Origin of the sequence: Pseudomonas sp. MYb327, from assembly GCF_040438925.1 — a bacterium.
GTDB lineage: Bacteria > Pseudomonadota > Gammaproteobacteria > Pseudomonadales > Pseudomonadaceae > Aquipseudomonas.
Genome location: NZ_CP159258.1, coordinates 1402127 through 1420038 on the forward strand (window position 1 = coordinate 1402127; position 17912 = coordinate 1420038).

Sequence of the window (17912 nt, forward strand, 5' to 3'; positions counted from 1 at the left end):
TTTGCTAGGCTGTAAAGCCTTGAGACCGCAATGGAGCACCCTCATGGCTATTCAGGCCCTGCGCGCCGACGCTTCCCACATCGAAAAAATCGCCCCCTTGTTCGACGCCTATCGTGGCTTCTACGGCCAGCCATCGAACCTGCCGCAGTCCCGGGATTTCATCGCCGAACGCATCGCTCGCGACGAATCAGTGATCTTCTTCGTCGAGGACCCCGTCGGTGAAACACTGGGTTTCGTGCAGATGTTCCCGACCTTTTCCTCCATCGACGCGCACCGTACCTGGCTACTCGGCGACCTCTTCACCACGCCCGCTGCGCGGGGCAAAGGTGTCGGCACGCTGCTGATGAACACCGCCCGCGACTTTGCACGCTTGATGGGCGCCAAGGGCATGACCCTGGAAACCGCCACCGATAACTTCAGTGCCCAGCGTTTGTACGAGTCACTGGGGTATGTGCGCGATCCGGGCTACTACACCTATTGCCTGGATTTGCAGCAAGGCTAGGTGGTCTGGCTATCACTTTATTTCCCATGCAGGCTCGCTCCTCTGTAGGAGCTGGCTTGCCAGCGATCGCGTCCTCAGAACCGACCATTTTCTTCCAGGTGTATGCATTCCCCCTGTAAAAATGGCCGGCTCGACGAGGCTAAAAACCACTTTCGCGCATCAATACGGCGAGAAAGTGGGTCGCCACATCGCCCAGCACGCTCCGTCGTTCGCCTTCGATTTTCAGGTGGCCGCGGGTTTCACGCAGGCTTGGCAAAGGTTCGTCCAGCTGGATCAGCACCTGGAACAGCGCGGCGCTCGGGACCATCGCATGCTCTTGTGATGCGGTCGGCACCGGACCACCAAAGTGAGACGACAGCATGCGGTGGGACAACTGACTGGCGCGGGTACTGCCGATGGCCAGGACCCGGCCATTGAGCGGTGTGGTCTGGCCGTCGGGATAGAAACGCACAGGGTCACCGGTGACCAGTCGATGCACCTGGTCCTGGGCCACGTAGGCGTCTACTTGCCAACTGCGCGGATCGATCAGGATGCCCAAAGATTCCTGGCGGCCGATCCACTGGCCGGTTTTCCAGTCCGGATTCACATCCAGCCACAGGCCGGCAAACGGGGTTTGCAGGTTGAGCCGGGCGATTTCCGAGCGGGCGGCCCGGGCTTCTTCGAATTGCACGTTGAGGCGTTGGCGGGTCACCGCATCTTCGGCCAGGCCGCCGGGGTCGGCCAGCAACCCGGAGAGCCGCGCTTCGTAGCTGCGGGCGTTGGCTTCGCTGCTTTGCAGGCGCGAAGCGATATCCGGCTCATCGAGCACCACCAGCACTTCGCCGGCCTTGACCTCGCCTTCGCCGTGAATCGATTGCAGTCGTGCGGGATAGGGGGCGTAGACCCGCAACTGGTGTTCGGCGCGGGCCACGCCGACGGCGTCGATCTGGGTGCGCCAGGGCATGGCCAGGCCGAGCAGGATCAGGCCCAGCAGCGCATAAAAGATCACTTTGCGCAAACGCGGAATAGCGGCGCGATGGGTCCACCAGTGACCCAGTTCGCGCATGACCGGCAGGGCAATAAACCAGGACAATTCGACCATGAACAAGATGATCCCGAGCAACTTGAAAAAGAACAGGTAGACCGCAAGGGCGATGCCCAGGAACAGCACCAGTCGATACAGCCACGTGATGATGGCGAAGGTCACCAGCAACCGGCGTTGGCCGGTCGGGAATGGCTCCGGCCACTCCTCCTGTAGACCCAGCAAGTTACGCCGCAGCGTGACCCGCGCCAGCGCCGAGGCGCGTTCGTGCAGGTTGGGGAAATCCAGCAGGTCAGAGAGGATGAAGTAGCCGTCGAAACGCATGAAGGGACTGGCGTTCAGCGCCAGGGACAGCAGCCAACTGGTGGTCGCCAGGTACAGCAGGGCATTGCGCAGTGCGCCTGGATCACACAGCGCCCAACCCAGGGTCGAGAGCCCGGCCAAGGACAACTCGGTGACAATTCCGGCCGAAGCGATGGCCAGCCGCTGCCGCGAGCGACTGAGTTTCCAGCTTTCGCCGGTGTCGGTGTAAAGCATCGGCCACAGCACCACAAACGCAATGCCCATGTGACCGACACGTAAGCCCAGGCGCGTAGCTACCAGCGCGTGCCCCAGTTCGTGCAGGGTTTTGGCGACGATCAAGGCCAGGGCAAAACTGAACAGGCCTTCGGTGGAAAACGACTCGACCACGGCACTGGTGAAACTGTCCCACTGCTGCAGGACCAGAATCACCCCCAGCAAACTCAGGCTCACCACCAGGATCGCGGTCAGCGGATGGAACAGCCAGCGCAGGGCATGCGCCAGGTATTGCAGCGGCTGTTGCGGGCGCAGCAACGGAATGCGAAAAAACAAATAGTGGTGCAGCCACCAGCGCCAGCTCAACCAACTGCCTTCGTTGTCCTTGGCTTGCAGACGCGTCAATGCCGCCGGGCCGGCGCGCAGTAATTGGTGCTGTTCGAGGAACTGTCGGAAGTCGAGGATTTGCTCCACGTCAGGTTTGAGCGCGGTGCCTTCGGCAATCTGCTCACTGATTTTTCGCGGTGACTGGCCCCAGCGCAACAGGCATTCGAATTCCAGCCAGCCGATGCGGTAGAAGCGATTGATCACCGTGTCCTGAATTACCCACGCCGGTTCGCCGCTACTGCCGTGGGCGGCTTCGCTCAAGCGCAGGTCCTCGCGCAGCGGGGGCAGGGGGATGTCGGCCGGATCAAGCATTACCAGCCACTCCAAGCGCGCAACGTCGCCAGCGGACGGCGCAGCAGGTAATAACCGAGCATTACCCGACCGCCATACAACTTGGCGGTGCCGTGCAGGCCAAGGCGTGCGTGCTCCGGCGCACCTTCGATGCTCGCCAGCAACCGATACGCGACCACACCTTCATCGCTGGGGCGGGCCTGGTAGCTGGTTTCGAGGATCTTGCCCTTGAGCGGAGTCAGCGGGTAGGCAGTGAGGAACAGCGTGACCTCCGCGCCGGGTTCCAAGGCGATGGCGTCGGCCACTGCGAGCTGGATCAGCATCGCCGGTTGAGTCGGGTCAGCCACTTGCATGATCCGTTCGCCAGTCACCACCGGTTTGCCCAGCCAGTCGTTGGGATCGCTGAACACCGCGACGCCACTGCGCGGCGACAGCACCCGTGTGCGCTTGAGTTGCGCCTGCACCGCGGCCAGTTCCGCCCGGCGCTGCTGGGCACGACCTTCGAGCAGGGTCAGTTCGTTCTTGCTCTGCGAGTTATCGAACGCCCGTTGGCTGGCGGCCAGCAACTCCGCATCGGCCACGGCGACTTCCTTGCCCAGCACCTCGGCGCGGCTGCGCAGGGTGGTTTCGTCGAGGGAGAACAGCGGCATACCGGCGTCCACCGGTTGGTTAGGGCGGACCTGGATTTTTTCGATCACCCCGTCGATGGGCGAGCTGATGATTTGCGCCTGGCGCGAGACGATTTCCGTGGGGGCCAGAGCGGTTTGCCGCACTGGCAGCAAGAGCAGGGCGCCCAGCACGATCAGGGCCACCAGCATTTGCTTGCGATTGGGCCACCAGCGGCTCAGACGCCGCCGTCGTGTCAGCGCCGCCCAGCAGTAGCCCCAAGTGTTGACCAGGCCCTTGAGGTGCGGCCAGAAAATCGCGGGCGGTTCCTGCTCCAGCAACAGGATCAGCAGGCCGAGGCGTTGCCCGTCACGGTCCTGGATCGGAATGCACCACAACCCCGACGGCCACCACTCGCTCCAGCCGTCGGCAATATCCGCTGGCGCGGTGATGGTGTCCTGGGTCAGCCAGACCGGTTCGCTGTCAGGTACCTGACTGGCGATCCAGCGACTGGCGCGACGCAGCCAGACCAGATAGGGCGAATCCTCGCTGGGCCGCGACAGACCGGAGACGTTCAACAGTTCCAGTGACGTTTCACGCTGGGCAAACACCAGTGCCTGATGAAACGGCAGCAGCGGATAAAGGTCGTTGGCCATGCTGAAGGCCAGCGCCGGCAACGAGTCGGCGGCCATCGCCTTGTCTCGAAGCGCATCGAGTTCCAGGAGCAGGTTGGGGTGGGGCAGCGGCTCATTCATTGTCATGGCTGAGCACTGTTTTTCAGAGCCGGGTCTTGCAGCGCATTGCCTTGGTTGAACCGGGCCGTGCCGCTCATGCCTGCCATCAGGTCGGGATACTTTTCGTCGAGCCGGGCTTCGAGCTCGACAGTCTGGGCCACCGCATCGACCCGGGAGTTGATCGCGCTGACATGGGCCGGGTAGGTTTTGCCGGTTTCATGGATGCTGACCTGTAGAGGCAGGCCGGGCTTGAGGGTTTTCAGCAGGTTCGAAGGAACGTTCAGACGCACCTTCAGGGCGCCGTCACTGACCAGATCGAACAACGGCGTGCCAGCGGTGACGGTCTGGTAGGGCTTGACGTAGACCTTGGCGATCTTCCCGGAAAACGGCGCGAGGACCTGGCAGTAACCGCTTTGCGCCACGCCCATGGCTCGGGCGCCGTCCGCTTTCTGCACCTCGGTGTTGGCCATGGACACTTCGATGTCGCCCACGGCATTGAGTTGGCGCAGCTGCTTTTTCGCCTCCAGGTTCTGTTTCGCCATGGCCAGCTCCGCAGCTGCCACTTTGCTGCGGGCATCGGCTTCGCTGCAGTTGAATCGCGCCAACACCTCGGACTTGGCGACGTGCTCGGCGAAACCGGTTTTCAGCTCACCCAAGGTGCCGGCCATCTGGCTCGACAGGGTGGTTTCCAGTTCTGCGGCGAGCAGCACGCGAATGGTATTGGCACTTTCCAGAGAGGGGGCCGACGGTGGGTCGTCGGCGTGGACGGGCAGGATCAGGCAGGCCAACAACAGGGCCTCCCAACGGAACTCAAGGGCGGTTTTGCGCATTCGGCATTCCTTGCTGAGTGATGAGCAGTCGTTGCTGCTCCTGTTCGTTCAATGTGCGCTGGATTTCCCGGGCCAGGGTCTTGATGTCGTGCTTTTCGATTTCAGTCGGCAGGACATCCAGCCCAACCGAGTTATACAGCCGACCCCAGGCTGCCTGGGCACTGGAGAACGCGGCTTCACGCTGATAACGCGAAAGCAGGTAGCGACCTTCGGAACGAATCACCTCCAGTTCGGAACCCAGGGCGCCGGTTTTTGCCGCGGTGGCGTAGTCGAGCAGGCTGCGATCGACGCGCAGGCTTTCTTCGGTGAACTCCACTTCCTGGCGCGCCAGTTGGTAGCGCAGGGTACCGACCCGCACCTGGGTCAGGATAGCCATGGACAGCGCCACGCGCCGGGTATCGTCGGTTTCGCTTTGGGATTTCTCTGCCGCGTTGAGCGCTGGCAGTTGCAACAGACGCAGCAGGTTCATCGACACTTGCAGGCCAGTGCCCATCCAGTCGCTGTTATAGAGGTATTTGTTGGAGTCGTAGCGGTAGCCGAAATCGACGCTGACGTTAGGCCACAACTGGGCCTTGGCGATGTCCAGGTCTTTCTGGTTGACCCGTTTGCGGTACCACTCTTCCATGATTTCCGGACGATGTTCCAGCGACAGCTGTTCGAGCTGCGCCATGCTTTGACGCACCTCTGGCAACGGCGGATCAGGCATGTCGGCCAGAATCATTTTCGACCCTGACGGCAGCGACATCAGCGCGGCCAGTTCGGCCTGGGCGAACTCCAGGTCCTGGCGACGCACGGTCAGCAGGTAAATCGAATCGAGCAACGCGCGCTGATAGGCGAGTATCTCCTGGCGTGGCAACAGGCCCCGTTGTTCGGCTTCCCGGGCGGAGGTCAGCGCGGTGTGCGTACGCATCAACAACTTGTCTACTTCCGGCATCAGCCGTTGGGCACCGAGGGCGCGCCAGTAGGCGTTGCGCACATCCTGCAAAACGTTCTGGGCGACTTTGCGCCGGCGCTCTTCGGCCATCAGGATCTGGTCGGACTTTTGCTGGGTGCGGTAATAGGCCACGCCAAAATCCAGCAGGCTCCAGCTCAGGCCCAGGCCGTAGAGTTCGCGATAGCGCTCCTCGGAAGTCGACGGACGCAAGCTGACTTGACGATCTTCAATGCCGATCGAGGTGCCGCCGGAATCGTTATTGCGTCCGGCGTAACCGGCCGACGCCACCAGGCGTGGCAGCATTTCGTGGCTGGACACATCGCGCAGATCCGACGCCAACGCGCTTTCCATGAGCTTGAGGCGGTAGTCGAGGTTGTATTTCAGGGCACGCGCCGCGGCTTCATAAAAGGTGATCGGCGCGGTGACCGGCTCCTGGCCCGAATACATCCGAGACTGGTCGGCGATGATGCGCTGGCGGTTCTCTTCTTCGGTCGAGGGCTTGGGCTCCAGCGACGAACAGGCGCTGAGCAGCAAGGCAGAGGCAAGTGCTGTACTGATAAACCGGGTCGCGTTTTTTGGCATGTTCAATCCTTTGTGCTCTTCGAGTCGGTTCTGTTCGATCACTTCAGTTACCTCGGCTGCCCGGTCGCAGACGCTGGGCGGCGTTGCGCAACTGCGCGCTGAATCCACGCGCCTGTCGTTGCTCCTGGTGCGGTTCAGTCTGTGCCGGGCCGCGGGTCAATTCAGCGGGATCAATGGCGAATAGCGACGGGTCGCTCAGCAGGCCGTCGGCGCTCAGGCCGATGCGACCGTGACGGCCGAGAATCCACGCCAGTTCTACTTCGCTGTCACGCCGGCTCTGGCGAACCGCGTCCGCGACGTATTGTCCTGGTACCAGGCCCAGGCCATTGCCCAGCGACTCACTGACAAACTCGCCGTTGGAGCCCATGCGCAAATTGCTGCCGTCGGCGTTCCAGGTCGAAAGCTCCAGCGCCAGCGCGGCTCGTTCCACCACCGGGGTGACGAAGATCGCCGGCAGCGGATCCGGCAGGAGCAGGCTACCGTTGCGGTTGCCCGTATCACGGTCGAAGAAATTACCCTGGGGTGCCGGAATGAACGGCGTGGCAATGTCCAGGATGATCACTAGTTCGGCCTGGTCGGTGGCGCCGGCAAGGTCACTGACGGTGTAGGTGAAGACATCCTGCAGCACCTGGCCTAACCCGGCGGCGGCCAGCACAGCGGGATTGCTCTGGTCGATGGTGTAGGTGTAACTGCCATCGGCATTCAGCACCAGGGTGCCGTAGAGGCCGATGACCGGTTGGCCGACCAGGCCCGAAGCGCCTGTCCCGGCCTCGGCTCCGGTGCGTATGGCCACCACTTGCAGGTTGTCGTTGGCATCCACGTCGCCATCGTTGGGCAGCACGTTGCCGGTGACTTGCGGCGCGGGTGTCTGGTCAGTGGCGATGGCGCTGTCGTTTTGCGCCACGGGGGCATCGTTGGCGCCCTGAATGACCACGGTCAGGCGCGCATCGGCGGTGGCTCCCGCAGTGTCGGTCATTCGATAGGTGAAGGTTTCGCTGAGGGTTTCACCGGCGGTGCGCAAGGCCTGGACGGTGGGGTTGCTGTTGTCGATCACGTAGGTGTAGCTGCCGTCGGCGTTGAGGGTCAGTTGCCCGTATCGACCGATCAGTAGCTGACCGGCGTTGCTGGACTGGCCGTTTTCACTGGTGACGCTCTGCACCTGCTTGCTTTCGCCGTTGGCCACGCTGTCGACGTCGCCGTCGTTGACCAGCACGTTGCCCGTGGCATTGCTGCCCGGTGTGCCATTGGCGATGCCACCGGCCTCGACCGCGACCGAGCCGTCGTCCTGGGCGAACGGGGTATCGTTGCGGCCGTCGATGGTGATGCGCAACTCGGCCTGGCTGCTGGTGCGGAACACGTCGGACAGGGTGTAGCTGAAGACGTCCGTCAGGGTCTGCCCGCTCTGACGCAAGGCCTGAACCACCGCCAGGCTGTTATCGACCGTGTAGGTGTAGCTGCCATCGGCGTTGATCACCAAGTCACCGTACAAACCGCGCAACACGCTGCCGACGGCGCCGCTGGTGCCGCTGTCGGCCAGGCCACCGGTTCGGATCGCCGACACGTTGAGGGCGTCGTCTTCGACGTCGGTGTCGTTGCTGATCACGTTGCCGCTGGGGTCGATACCGGCCTGGCTGTTGTTGATGCCACCGGCTTCGACCGCCGTCGCTGCATCGCTGTTGGCCACCGGTGGTGAGTTGCGGCCGCGGATGATGATCGTGATTTCCGCCAGATCGCTTTGCCCGCCACGGTCGGTGACCTGATAGGTGAAGCGCTCATTGAGAAATTGCAGCGGTCCCAAGGCCAGTACGGTGGGATTGTTAGAGTCGACGATGTAGGTGTAGTTGCCGTCGGCGCCGATGATCAACTGCCCGTACAGGCCGTTGACCAGCGTGCCGTTGGTGTTGTCGGTGGCTGCATTGACCACGTCAAGGCCGCCACCTGCTGCTTCCGCCCCGAAGCGGATGCCGGTGACCTGCAGGCTGTCGCCCTGGTCGACATCGGTGTCGTTGGGCAATACGTTGCGGGTTGGGTTGACGCTGTTGCCTGTGCCGTCGTCGGCGACGGCCAGTGCCACATCGTTGGTCGCCACTGGCGCATCCCAGGCACCGTCGATGCGGATGTTCAACTGCGCAACATCGGTGGCGCCGGCGGTGTCGCGCATCCGGTAGGTGAAGGTTTCCACCAGTGAATCGCCGACCTTGAGTGCCTGAACAGCGGCCAGGTTATTGTTGATGACGTAGCTGTAAGTGCCGTCGGCATTGATGGTCAGCGTGCCGTAGAGTCCGTCGAGGCTCTGTGCTGCGGCAAACGTGGTAAAGGTGCCACCCGCCGCTTCGCTGCCACCGCGGATGTCGGTAACGATTTTGGTGTCGCCGGAGTCGATGTCGCGGTCGTTGCCCAGAACGTTGCCGGAAGGGTTGAGGCCCGGTGTGCCATTGAGCGTACCGCCAGCCTCCACGGCTACCGTGTTGTCGTCCTGGGCCAGGGGATTGTCGTTGGCGCCCACGATGACGATGGTCAGCGTGGCATTGTTGGTGGCGCCGAACAGGTCGCGGATGCGGTAGGTGAAGGTTTCCGTGAGCGTGTCGAGTGGGGTGCGCAGAGCCTGGACACGCAAGTTGTCATTGTCGACCACGTAGGTATAGGAACCGTCGGGATTGAGCAGCAGGGTGCCGAACTGCCCCCTGAGGCCGTTGCCGAAGGTGCCGAACGTCGTGCCCTGATTGAACTCGATGACGCTCAGGGTTTCACCATTGCCATCGACGTCGGTGTCGTTGATCAGCACGTTGCCGCTGGGGTTTAAGCCTGGCCGGTCGTTGTTCAGGCCTCCGGCTTCAGTGGCCAGGTTGATGTCGTTGCGTGCAACCGGCGTGTCGTCGCGCCCGACGATGGTAATGCTCAGACTCGCACGGTCCTGGGCGCCGCTGGCATCGATCACCGTATAGCTGAAGAGGTCGGCCAGGGTCTCGCCGAAGCGCAGTGCCTGGACCTCGGCCATGTTGTTATCGAGCCGGTAGCTATAGCTGCCGTCGGCATTCAGGGTCAGCCAGCCATAGGTGCCGCGCAGTTCGCTGCTCAGGGTGCCATCGGTGCCGGTGGCGGTTTCGCTGCCGGTGCGTACCGAGGCCACCGCGCGGGTTTCGCCATAGTCATGAGCGGGCAGATCGGCGGGGATTTCACCACCGTCGACGTCGGTGTCGTTGGTCAGCACATTGCCGGTGGGGTCCTGGCCGGGAACGTTGTTGTTCAGGCCACCGGCCTCGATGGCCGTTGCGCCGTCATCGGCGGCCACCGGATTGTCATTGGCGCCGCGAATCAACACGATGATTTCAGCGCTGTCGACTTCCGGCGTCGGGTTGACGCCGTCGCTGATGGTGTAGGTGAAGCGTTCGAGCAACAGGTCGCTCCCCCGGCGCAACGCCTGGACATCCGGATTGTTGTTATCGAGCGCATAGCTGTAGCTGCCATCGGGTTGAATGGTCAGCGTGCCATACAAGCCGTTGATCACCGTGCCGCCAGCGACCACCGCTACCGGTGTGCCGGATGAGCCTTCGGCGCCGGCGCGTATGAAGGTGACGATCAGCGGATCGCCGTCCGGATCGAACGCAGTGGCCGTGACGTCACCCACCGGATCGACCCCCGGCGTACCGTTGTTCACGCCACCCTGTTCGGTGGCGATGGCGATGACGTTCTGCGCCACGGGCGGGTCATTGACGCCGCGCACGGTAATCACCAGTTGCGCGGTATCAGTCAGGCCGGCGGTATCGACGACGCGATAGGTGAAAACTTCAGTCAGCGTCTGGCCTGTGGCCAGGCCTTGCACGGTGGTGTTGGTGCTGTCGACATCGTAGAAAAACGAGCCGTCGGCGCCGATGCGCAAGGTGCCGTACAAACCGACCACCACCGTGCCGTTGGCCTGGGTGCTGCCGGCGGTGACACCAGTGAGCACATCATTGAGCGGGTCGTAAGTGGCCTCGCTTTTGTTGATCACGCCGTTGACTTGTAGTTGCTCGCTGGGCCGGTCGGCCTCATCGACATCCTGGTCCACGCCGTTGCCGCCCGATTGGTCGATGGTGCCAGGACGACTGGGGAACAGAATGACGTTGCCGGTCGGATTGCTTTCGGCGGCATTGCCGTTGGTGGAGGCGGCCTGAGCGTCGGCGGCGTCGTCGCTGGCCACCGGGTTGTCATTGGCGCCCTGGATGACGATGCGTAATTGCGCGACATCATTGAGGCCGCCGGTGTCGGTGACCCGATAGCTGAATAGCTCGACCAACGACTGGCCAGCGCTCAGGCGTTGCACGGTGACATTGTCGTTGTTGATCACATAGCTGTAGGAACCATCGGGGTTGATGGTCAGGGTGCCGTAGGTGCCGACAATGGTTGTGCCCACCGCTACCGGGTTGAAAGCACCGGGATCGGACTCGCCGACCGCGCGAATACCGGTGACGGTTTTGGTTTCGCCGTTGGCCGTGGTGTCGACGTCGGTATCGTTGGTCAGCACGTTGCCTACGGCATTGCTGCCCAGGGTGCCATTGAGCACACCGCCGGCTTCGATGGCGATGCCGTTATCGTCCACACCTGCCGGCGTATCGTTAGCGCCCTGGATGGTCACGGTCAGCCTGGCGATGTCGGTGTCTCCGGCCAGGTCAGCCAGCACGTAGTCAAAACTGTCGACCAGGGTCTGGCCTGACAGGCGCAAGGCCTGGACCAGCGGGTTGGTATTGTCGACGACGTACTGGTAGGCGCCGTTGCTGCCGACGAGGAGTTGGCCGTACTGGCCGGTAATCGCGACCACGTCGAGGATCGGCGTTTGCACACCTGAGCCATTGACGGAGGCCACGGAGACCACATGCAATTGATCGGCGTTGGTGGCGATGTCGACGTCAGTGTCGTTGGTCAGTAACTGGCCGGTTGGATCGACGCCGACAACATTATTGTTGGTGCCGCCGGCCTCGACGGCGGTCGCACTGTCATCTACCCCGAGGGGGGCGTCATTGACCGCTGTCAGGACAATTTGCAAGGTATCGGTATCGGTTAAGGCATCGCCGGCGGTGCCTGGTGTGCCATCGGCATTGGCATCACCGAAATTGCCTTGGTCATTGCTGACCACGGTCAATGTGTCGGTGCCGTTGAAGTTGGCGTTGCCCAAATACCGCAGGCTTGCCAGCACGGTATTGACGTCGGCCAGCGTGCCGCTAAGGGTGAGGCTGGCGGTGTTGGCACCGGTGACGGTCACGCCCGGCAGTGAAGCACCGAGGGACAAGGTGCCTTGCAGCACGCTCAGGGTCACGCTGACGTTGCGGTCCGCCACGTTTGGATCACGATCGGCATCGATGTCCGCGACGCTGATGCCACCGATGTTCAGGAGGACGTCTTCCTGGCCTTGCTGGGTACCGGGAAGGGTGTTGACGGGTGCGTCGTTCTGCTCGACGTAACCGGCGTTCGCCGCTTGAGTATCGGCATCGCCCAGGGTGATTTCGATCTGCCCAAGGGTGCTGCCATCGCTGTCGATGCGCACGCGCAAGTCACCCAAGGGTTGCGGATAGCTGACCAGTCCCTGGGGTACATCGATGCGGAACTTGCCCAGTGGCAGCACGCCGAAATGGTACTGGCCGTTGGCGTCAGTGACGGTGCTAAACAACAGGTTGTCGGCAGTGGTATCCAACAGTCCGTCAGCGCCGGCCCAGGTCAGCGTGACGGTCTGCCCGGCAAGGCCAGCGCCATCCGGAGTGGTGCTGGCGGTGGCTGACTGGGTGTCGTTCCATAGCGTGCCGCTGATCACACCGAGCCCGGCATTGCCTTGCAGGATGTACGTATTAGGGTCGGTGGCGGTGCCGATGCGCTCGCCATCGATGGCGCCATCAGTGCCGACGCTGTTGCCGCCCCAACTGGTGAAATCTTCCGGCAGGCTGCTCCAGGTCAGCGTGGCATCGCTGCTGGCAATCGCCGTGGCGTTGGGCAGGGTCACTTGATAGCGCACCTGAACCTGAGCACCGACGTCCAGTTGATCGAAATTGACGCTGATGCCGCCCGTGGTGCTGAAGGTGACACCGCTGGGCAAATTGCCGGGGCCGAAGGTGGCGCCGTTGATGGTGACGCTGACAAGGCTGTAGTTGCTGCCGCTGGCAAACCCGTCAGTGACCTGGGTGTCGAACGCCGGCAAACCACCGTTCTGGGTGAAACTCAGTTGCACCGTGGCAGTGCCCGTGGTGCCCGCCGGGTTGGGGTCGAAGCCCACGACTTGCTTGATCAGGCCGTTGAAGCTCGGTTCGACGATGTTCTCGAAGATCGTGTTGCTCTGGGCGCGGCCCAAACCGTCGACGATTTCATGGGCGCTGGCACCCAGCAGCGCGCCGCTGTTGATACCGAGCTGGTTGGCCACCCGGACGTTGAACTCCAGGACGATGCCTTCCAGGTCGGCATCGCTGCCCCCGCCATTGACCACATTACCGAGGTTGAAAGTGATGACCTGGCTGCCGTCGGTGTTGGTGACAATGGTCAGGCGGCTCGGATCGAAGACGCCGGTCGGCCCGAGGCCGAGCAGGTCTGGGGTGATGGGGAGGGCTTCGGGGCTGTTTTCGTTGCCGTTGATGTCCAGCGTGCCGCCGACAATCAGATTGACATCGCTGGTCAGCCCGCCGCCGGAAATGAAACCGATGCGCAGGGCATTGACCAGTGCATCTGGCGAGATGAACTGCAACCCGTTGGCCAGGGTGATTTGCACTTGGTAGTTGGGGTTGTTGCCTTCCGGCACCAGCACCACCACCCGATAGCGAATCACTTCGCCGATGGTGACCGCTTCCTGAGGCGCCGTGGTCGGCGCCGGGGCAGGGCTGTCGGGCAAGCCGCCGACCCGGGAAATCTGGATCGCCTGTGCCACCGGCACCACCAGCGTTGAACTGTTGCGATAGTCGTTGAGGGTGCCGCCATTGAGCGTGCCGTCGACGCCGGTACGCTCGCCACCCTGAGTGCCGTCCAGGCTGGTCCACTGCACGGAGGCCACGTTGGCGAAATTGGACTGGGACGCCGCCGTGGCATTCACCACGCCCGACAGGCTCAGCACGATGCTGCCACCCTTGGTGATGTCGATATTGGCGCCGTTGGCGGTGCGCAGTTGGCCGTTGACGATTTCGAAGTCGATGCCGCCGTTGTTGGTCGCACCATTCTGATAGAGCACACCCGTCAGGGTGATGTTGCTCAATTGAGTGGGCAGGTTGTCGAGGAAACTGATGTCGAAGGCATTGAAGTCGTTTCCGCCCGCGCCATTGCTCAGCGTGATGGTGAAGGTGACGGTGTCACCCTGATCGTAGCCGCCGAGGCCGGAGGTTGATGTCAGGGCTTGTGTGACGGTCACGGTAGGCTCACGCAGGGTCACGGTGGGCAGGCCGCCGGTGAGGGCGACCGTGCGGTCCACCGCGACATTGCCGTTGGGGGTATCACTGTCCGGGTCGCTGAACACCAATTGCGCATTGTTTTGCAGGGAGAGATTGGCCTGGTTGGCGATCACGTTGTTGGCGACCAGTTGCAGGCGAATCACGAAGACGTTGTTGCCGGTCTGGTTGTCGGCGGTCGCACCGGACACGCTGAACGTCCAGCGCGCGTCTACGCCGTCGCCGCCCAGAGTTCCGCCCTGACCAGCGAATCCGCTGACCACGATGCTGCCGGCGAAGTCGGCACCTAGCGCGCCGCTGCCGGCCTGAGTGGTAATGATCTGATAGCCGAGGCCGCCGTTGAAGGTGGTGTCCAGGCGCATGCCCGGCGGGATCAGATCATCGATGCGCAGGGTTTGCGTGCTGCCTTCTGGCAGGGTCACGACGATGTCGTACCGCATGCTTTCGCCAATCACCAGATCGCTGCCGGTGGTGTGACCAGCGCTGGAGTCGCCGTTGTCCAGGGTGCCGTCAGCGAACACTTTAGTGATCACCGGTGCCGCCACTTGCTCGCTGGCCAGGTCGGTCAGGTCGGCGGGCGTGAAGTCGGTGCCGCCATTGACGCTGGCGTAATTGCTCAGGGTGGCAGTGCTTTGCAGGCTGCGGCTGGCTTCGATCGTCGAGCTGACAACCACGTCGTAGCTGATCACCACGACATTGGCGCCACTGGTGTCGGCGGCGGTGCCGCTACGACCGGCGAGGAGGGTGGCCTGGCCTCCGGCATCGAGGAACGTGATCTGGTTGCCGCTGACGCTGTAGTCGGTGCCGAGCACCAGCAACGTGCCGTCGCCGCGGTAAATTTGCAGGTTGGCGGCGGCCAGGCTGCCGCCCACAAAGCTCACGCCAGTGGGCAGGGCAATGCTGGTGTTGACGTCAAACGCACCGCCACCGCCAGTGTTCTCGATGGCCGTGACCATGCGCAGGGTGTCGCCGCCATCGATGCCGGTGATGTTGCCGTCCACGGCGGCGAGGTCTGTCACGCTGCCATTGAAAGGCACGCCGGTACTGCCCGGTGGGTTCCAGCTACCGGTGGTGTTGGTGACCGTGCCATTGGAGCCTGCCACCACACCATGCTTGATCGACAGCACGGGCTCGGCGACCGAGACAATGGCCACCACATCCGAGGAAATCAGGGTGCGGTCGGTGAGGGTGGTTTGCTGGCTCGATTGCGCCAGCACATCCAGCGAGCGTTGATCGCCGAACGGCTGATCGCCCACTCGTACGGTAAAGCGCAGGACAATTCGGCTGCCCGTGGTATCGGCCGTGACAAAGCTGCCGAAATTGAAGACGACCGAGTTGCCGTCGCCACTGGTCACGGTGAGCACGCCACCGGCATTGGTATTGCCGGGGCCGATTTGCCATTGCCCGGGATTGTCACCGAGCGCCCACGTCACTCCCGTCACGTCGAACAACGGCAATGGCAAGTACGCGGTCAGCGAAAACTGTTCGTAGTCGCCGGTAACCAAGTCGTAGCTCAGCTCGAACGTCACCTCATCACCGGGCCGTATCTCGCCATTACCCGGTGGCGTGCCGTTATTAACCTCCACGATCTGGATGTCGACGGTGCTGGTCGGAATCACGCTGTTGGTGGCCGAACCATCGGTTTCGCTCTGCCCCGTCAGGTTGAACACGTCCTGCAACAGGGTGCCATCCACCACGGCAGTGTTGCCCAGTTCGTCGCCTTCATTGATTTCGCTGTGAGGGTTGCCAGAGGGTGGCTTGTAGGTCTGGCCCACAATCGCCGAATAGCTGAGCACTGCCAGTACCGCGCCCTGCAATTGGTCGTCGAACGCCAGGTCGCCGTTGAGCCAGCCGCGCACATTGGCAAACGCATTGCGCAACGATTGCGCGATGTCGAAGGCAATTGAGGTGCTGCCATCGGCATTGTTGACGACGGTGCTCACCAGGGTAATGGTCTGGGCCACACCGTTGATGGTAACCGTCAACGTTGGCGTACCGGTGAGGGCTTGTCCGTCGGTGAGTTGATCGCGAATGATCAACTGACCTTCGTTGAAGAAGTCTTTGCCGAAGGCGAAGTAGTCGGAAATCGCCAGGTTCAGCGTGTAAGTGAGCGTGTCACCGGGAGTGATGCCGGTGTGACCGATGTCGGTCTGCAAAGTCACTGTTTTGAGCAGGGTGATGGATTTGGCGACGAATTCGGTGGTCCGGCCAGTGCCGGAAAAATCGATGACCGTGGCGGGCGCCACGACATCTCGCGAGTCCAGCGGTACCCACTGGCCGGTAGCGCTCGGTGCGCCGACGGTGATGGTGACAGCATCACCGGTGACCGGGTTGATGATTGCCTGGCCGTTGGCATCGACTTCCGGAACGTAGAACGCCACTTGAGTGTTGGTCGCGGCGTTCATGGTGTCGTACACGACGGTAAATGAATTGATGAATACGGTATCGGAGGCAATCAGTGTGGCGATGGCGGTCGGATTGGTAACCACGGTGCCGTCGTGCAGCGTGATTGAGGTCAGGCGTCCTCCGGCGCCGGGGGTGATCGCGGTCACCTGGATGTTATCCGGCAGCGGTTGCGTGATGACGACATTGGACAGCGTCTGGCCCGGCGCGGGGGTCACGGTCACCGTCAGGGTGCGGCCGTAGTTCGGCCCGGTCGCCGTTTCGCCTTCGGGGGTGGTGATGGTCTGGTCGAAACTGATGACGGTCGGGTGGACCACGAACGCCGAAGTGGCAGCCTGGATCAGGCTGGGGTCAGCGAGCGGATTGTCCTGTGCATCGTTACCGAACTGGAAACCGCCGCTGGCGCGGATCGTCAAGTCCGGTGAACCATCGGAGAAGTTGGTATCGGCCAGATTGCTCAGGCTGGCGGTGATTTGTACCGGGATCACCGGCTGCAGGTTGGTGACGCTGGCAAAGGGCAGCTCAATGACCACCAGCGTATCGCCGGCACGCATGCCGTAGGTTGAAGCATTGATAATCACAAAGTTGCCATTGGCATCCTTGGCCAACGGATGGGTGGCGTTGCCTGAGGCATCGAACGTCACCGTATGGGTAATCAGGTTTTGCCCGAGGTAACTGGCGGCGATGAAATTTACCCCGTCATTGCCATCCTTGCCGGTGGACGGTAGCGCCAGGTTGATGAAGGGCGCGAAACCGGCCTGCGCCGAGGTGTTGGTGAAATTAACGGTAAAGTTGAAAGGGTCGCCCAGCAGCACGTCGCTGCCGGTGACGGGCAACGTCGCGGTGGGCGCGGCATCGGCCAGCAAACCTTCGAAGCTAGCCATGGCGGCGCTGCTGAGGGCGATGGTCTTGTCGATATCGCCGACTCTGGTTTCCAGCGTCCAGTCACCACCAGCCGCGCTGTTACCGGTGTCATTGCTGGAGGCGGCAACGTCAGCGCCGGTCCAGCGCGCCAGTTCGGTCACCAGGGTTTTACCGGCCGCGCCGGCGCCGATGTCGCAACCGTAAAGCTGGATGTCGGCACCTTGGGTCAGGTTATTGCGCCATTGTTCGAGGGTTTTACCGAGCTGATCGATGTTGTCGGCGGTGATAGTCCGGTTGCCCAGGGTGAACTGCCCGGCGCCGCCGTGTGACATCACCTGGATCGAGTCCACTTTGCCCAATTGTGCCAATGCCGCGGAAATAGCCGCCAAGCCATCTTCGCCGACGTTCACCACAATAGCCGTGACGTTGGACGGTAGTTGCGCTACGAGCTGATCGCGGTTTTCGATCCGGCTGTCGATGACCAACAGCGCGCGCGCAGCGGAAGGGGCCTGCTCGGTGGCGGGCCGGCCTTCTGTCGGAGTGGTATGCGCGGTAGCAGGGTCTGAGGCTGCGGGTGCCGGGGCCGCGGGATCACTGTGATGCTGGTCGGCCGCTGCCGAGGCAGCAGCACCATCGAACAGAATCCGAGGTTCAAGGGCCAGCGATTGACGTTGCGGTCGCAAGTGCAAACCGGAAATTCGATCAGGTAGTTGGTGCATAGTGGCGGCCCTCGAACCGTTTTTGGATCATTCCGTTGTACAAAAAGCCCACTATCGGACAGATATAGCGTAGGTCGAAATTTAGAGATTTCCAGGCTCAAACCCGCTGATTAAAGCGATTCAAGATCA

Annotated in this window: 6 protein-coding genes; 1 reads left to right on the forward strand and 5 read right to left on the reverse strand. The window is 62.3% G+C overall.

What is annotated here, in order from left to right; translation table 11 throughout:
- Positions 1-43: 43 nt before the first annotated feature.
- Entirely contained in the window at positions 44-502 is a 459-nt protein-coding gene (locus ABVN21_RS06250) for a GNAT family N-acetyltransferase (RefSeq protein WP_339556367.1), read from the forward strand.
- A gap of 139 nt (positions 503-641) precedes the next feature.
- Here ABVN21_RS06250 and ABVN21_RS06255 read toward each other — a convergent pair whose 3' ends face one another.
- Genes ABVN21_RS06255 through ABVN21_RS06275 form a run of 5 tightly spaced genes read right to left on the reverse strand, consistent with a single transcriptional unit; the run spans position 642 to position 17783 of the window.
- Complete coding sequence (locus tag ABVN21_RS06255) at positions 642-2738, reverse strand: HlyD family efflux transporter periplasmic adaptor subunit (protein WP_339556366.1); 2097 nt, start codon at positions 2736-2738, stop codon at positions 642-644.
- A complete protein-coding gene (locus ABVN21_RS06260; protein WP_339556365.1) occupies positions 2738-4084 on the reverse strand; it encodes an HlyD family efflux transporter periplasmic adaptor subunit in 1347 nt (448 codons plus the stop codon). The genes ABVN21_RS06255 and ABVN21_RS06260 overlap by 1 nt, the downstream gene beginning before the upstream one ends.
- Entirely contained in the window at positions 4081-4887 is an 807-nt protein-coding gene (locus ABVN21_RS06265; RefSeq protein WP_339556364.1) for an efflux RND transporter periplasmic adaptor subunit, read from the reverse strand. The genes ABVN21_RS06260 and ABVN21_RS06265 overlap by 4 nt, the downstream gene beginning before the upstream one ends.
- The gene (locus ABVN21_RS06270) at positions 4868-6403 is read right to left on the reverse strand and encodes a TolC family protein (protein ID WP_339556363.1); all 1536 of its coding nucleotides are present in this window, start codon (positions 6401-6403) and stop codon (positions 4868-4870) included. Before ABVN21_RS06270 ends, ABVN21_RS06265 begins: the two co-directional genes overlap by 20 nt.
- A gap of 43 nt (positions 6404-6446) precedes the next feature.
- Complete coding sequence (locus ABVN21_RS06275) at positions 6447-17783, reverse strand: VCBS domain-containing protein (RefSeq protein WP_339556362.1); 11337 nt, start codon at positions 17781-17783, stop codon at positions 6447-6449.
- Positions 17784-17912: the final 129 nt, after the last annotated feature.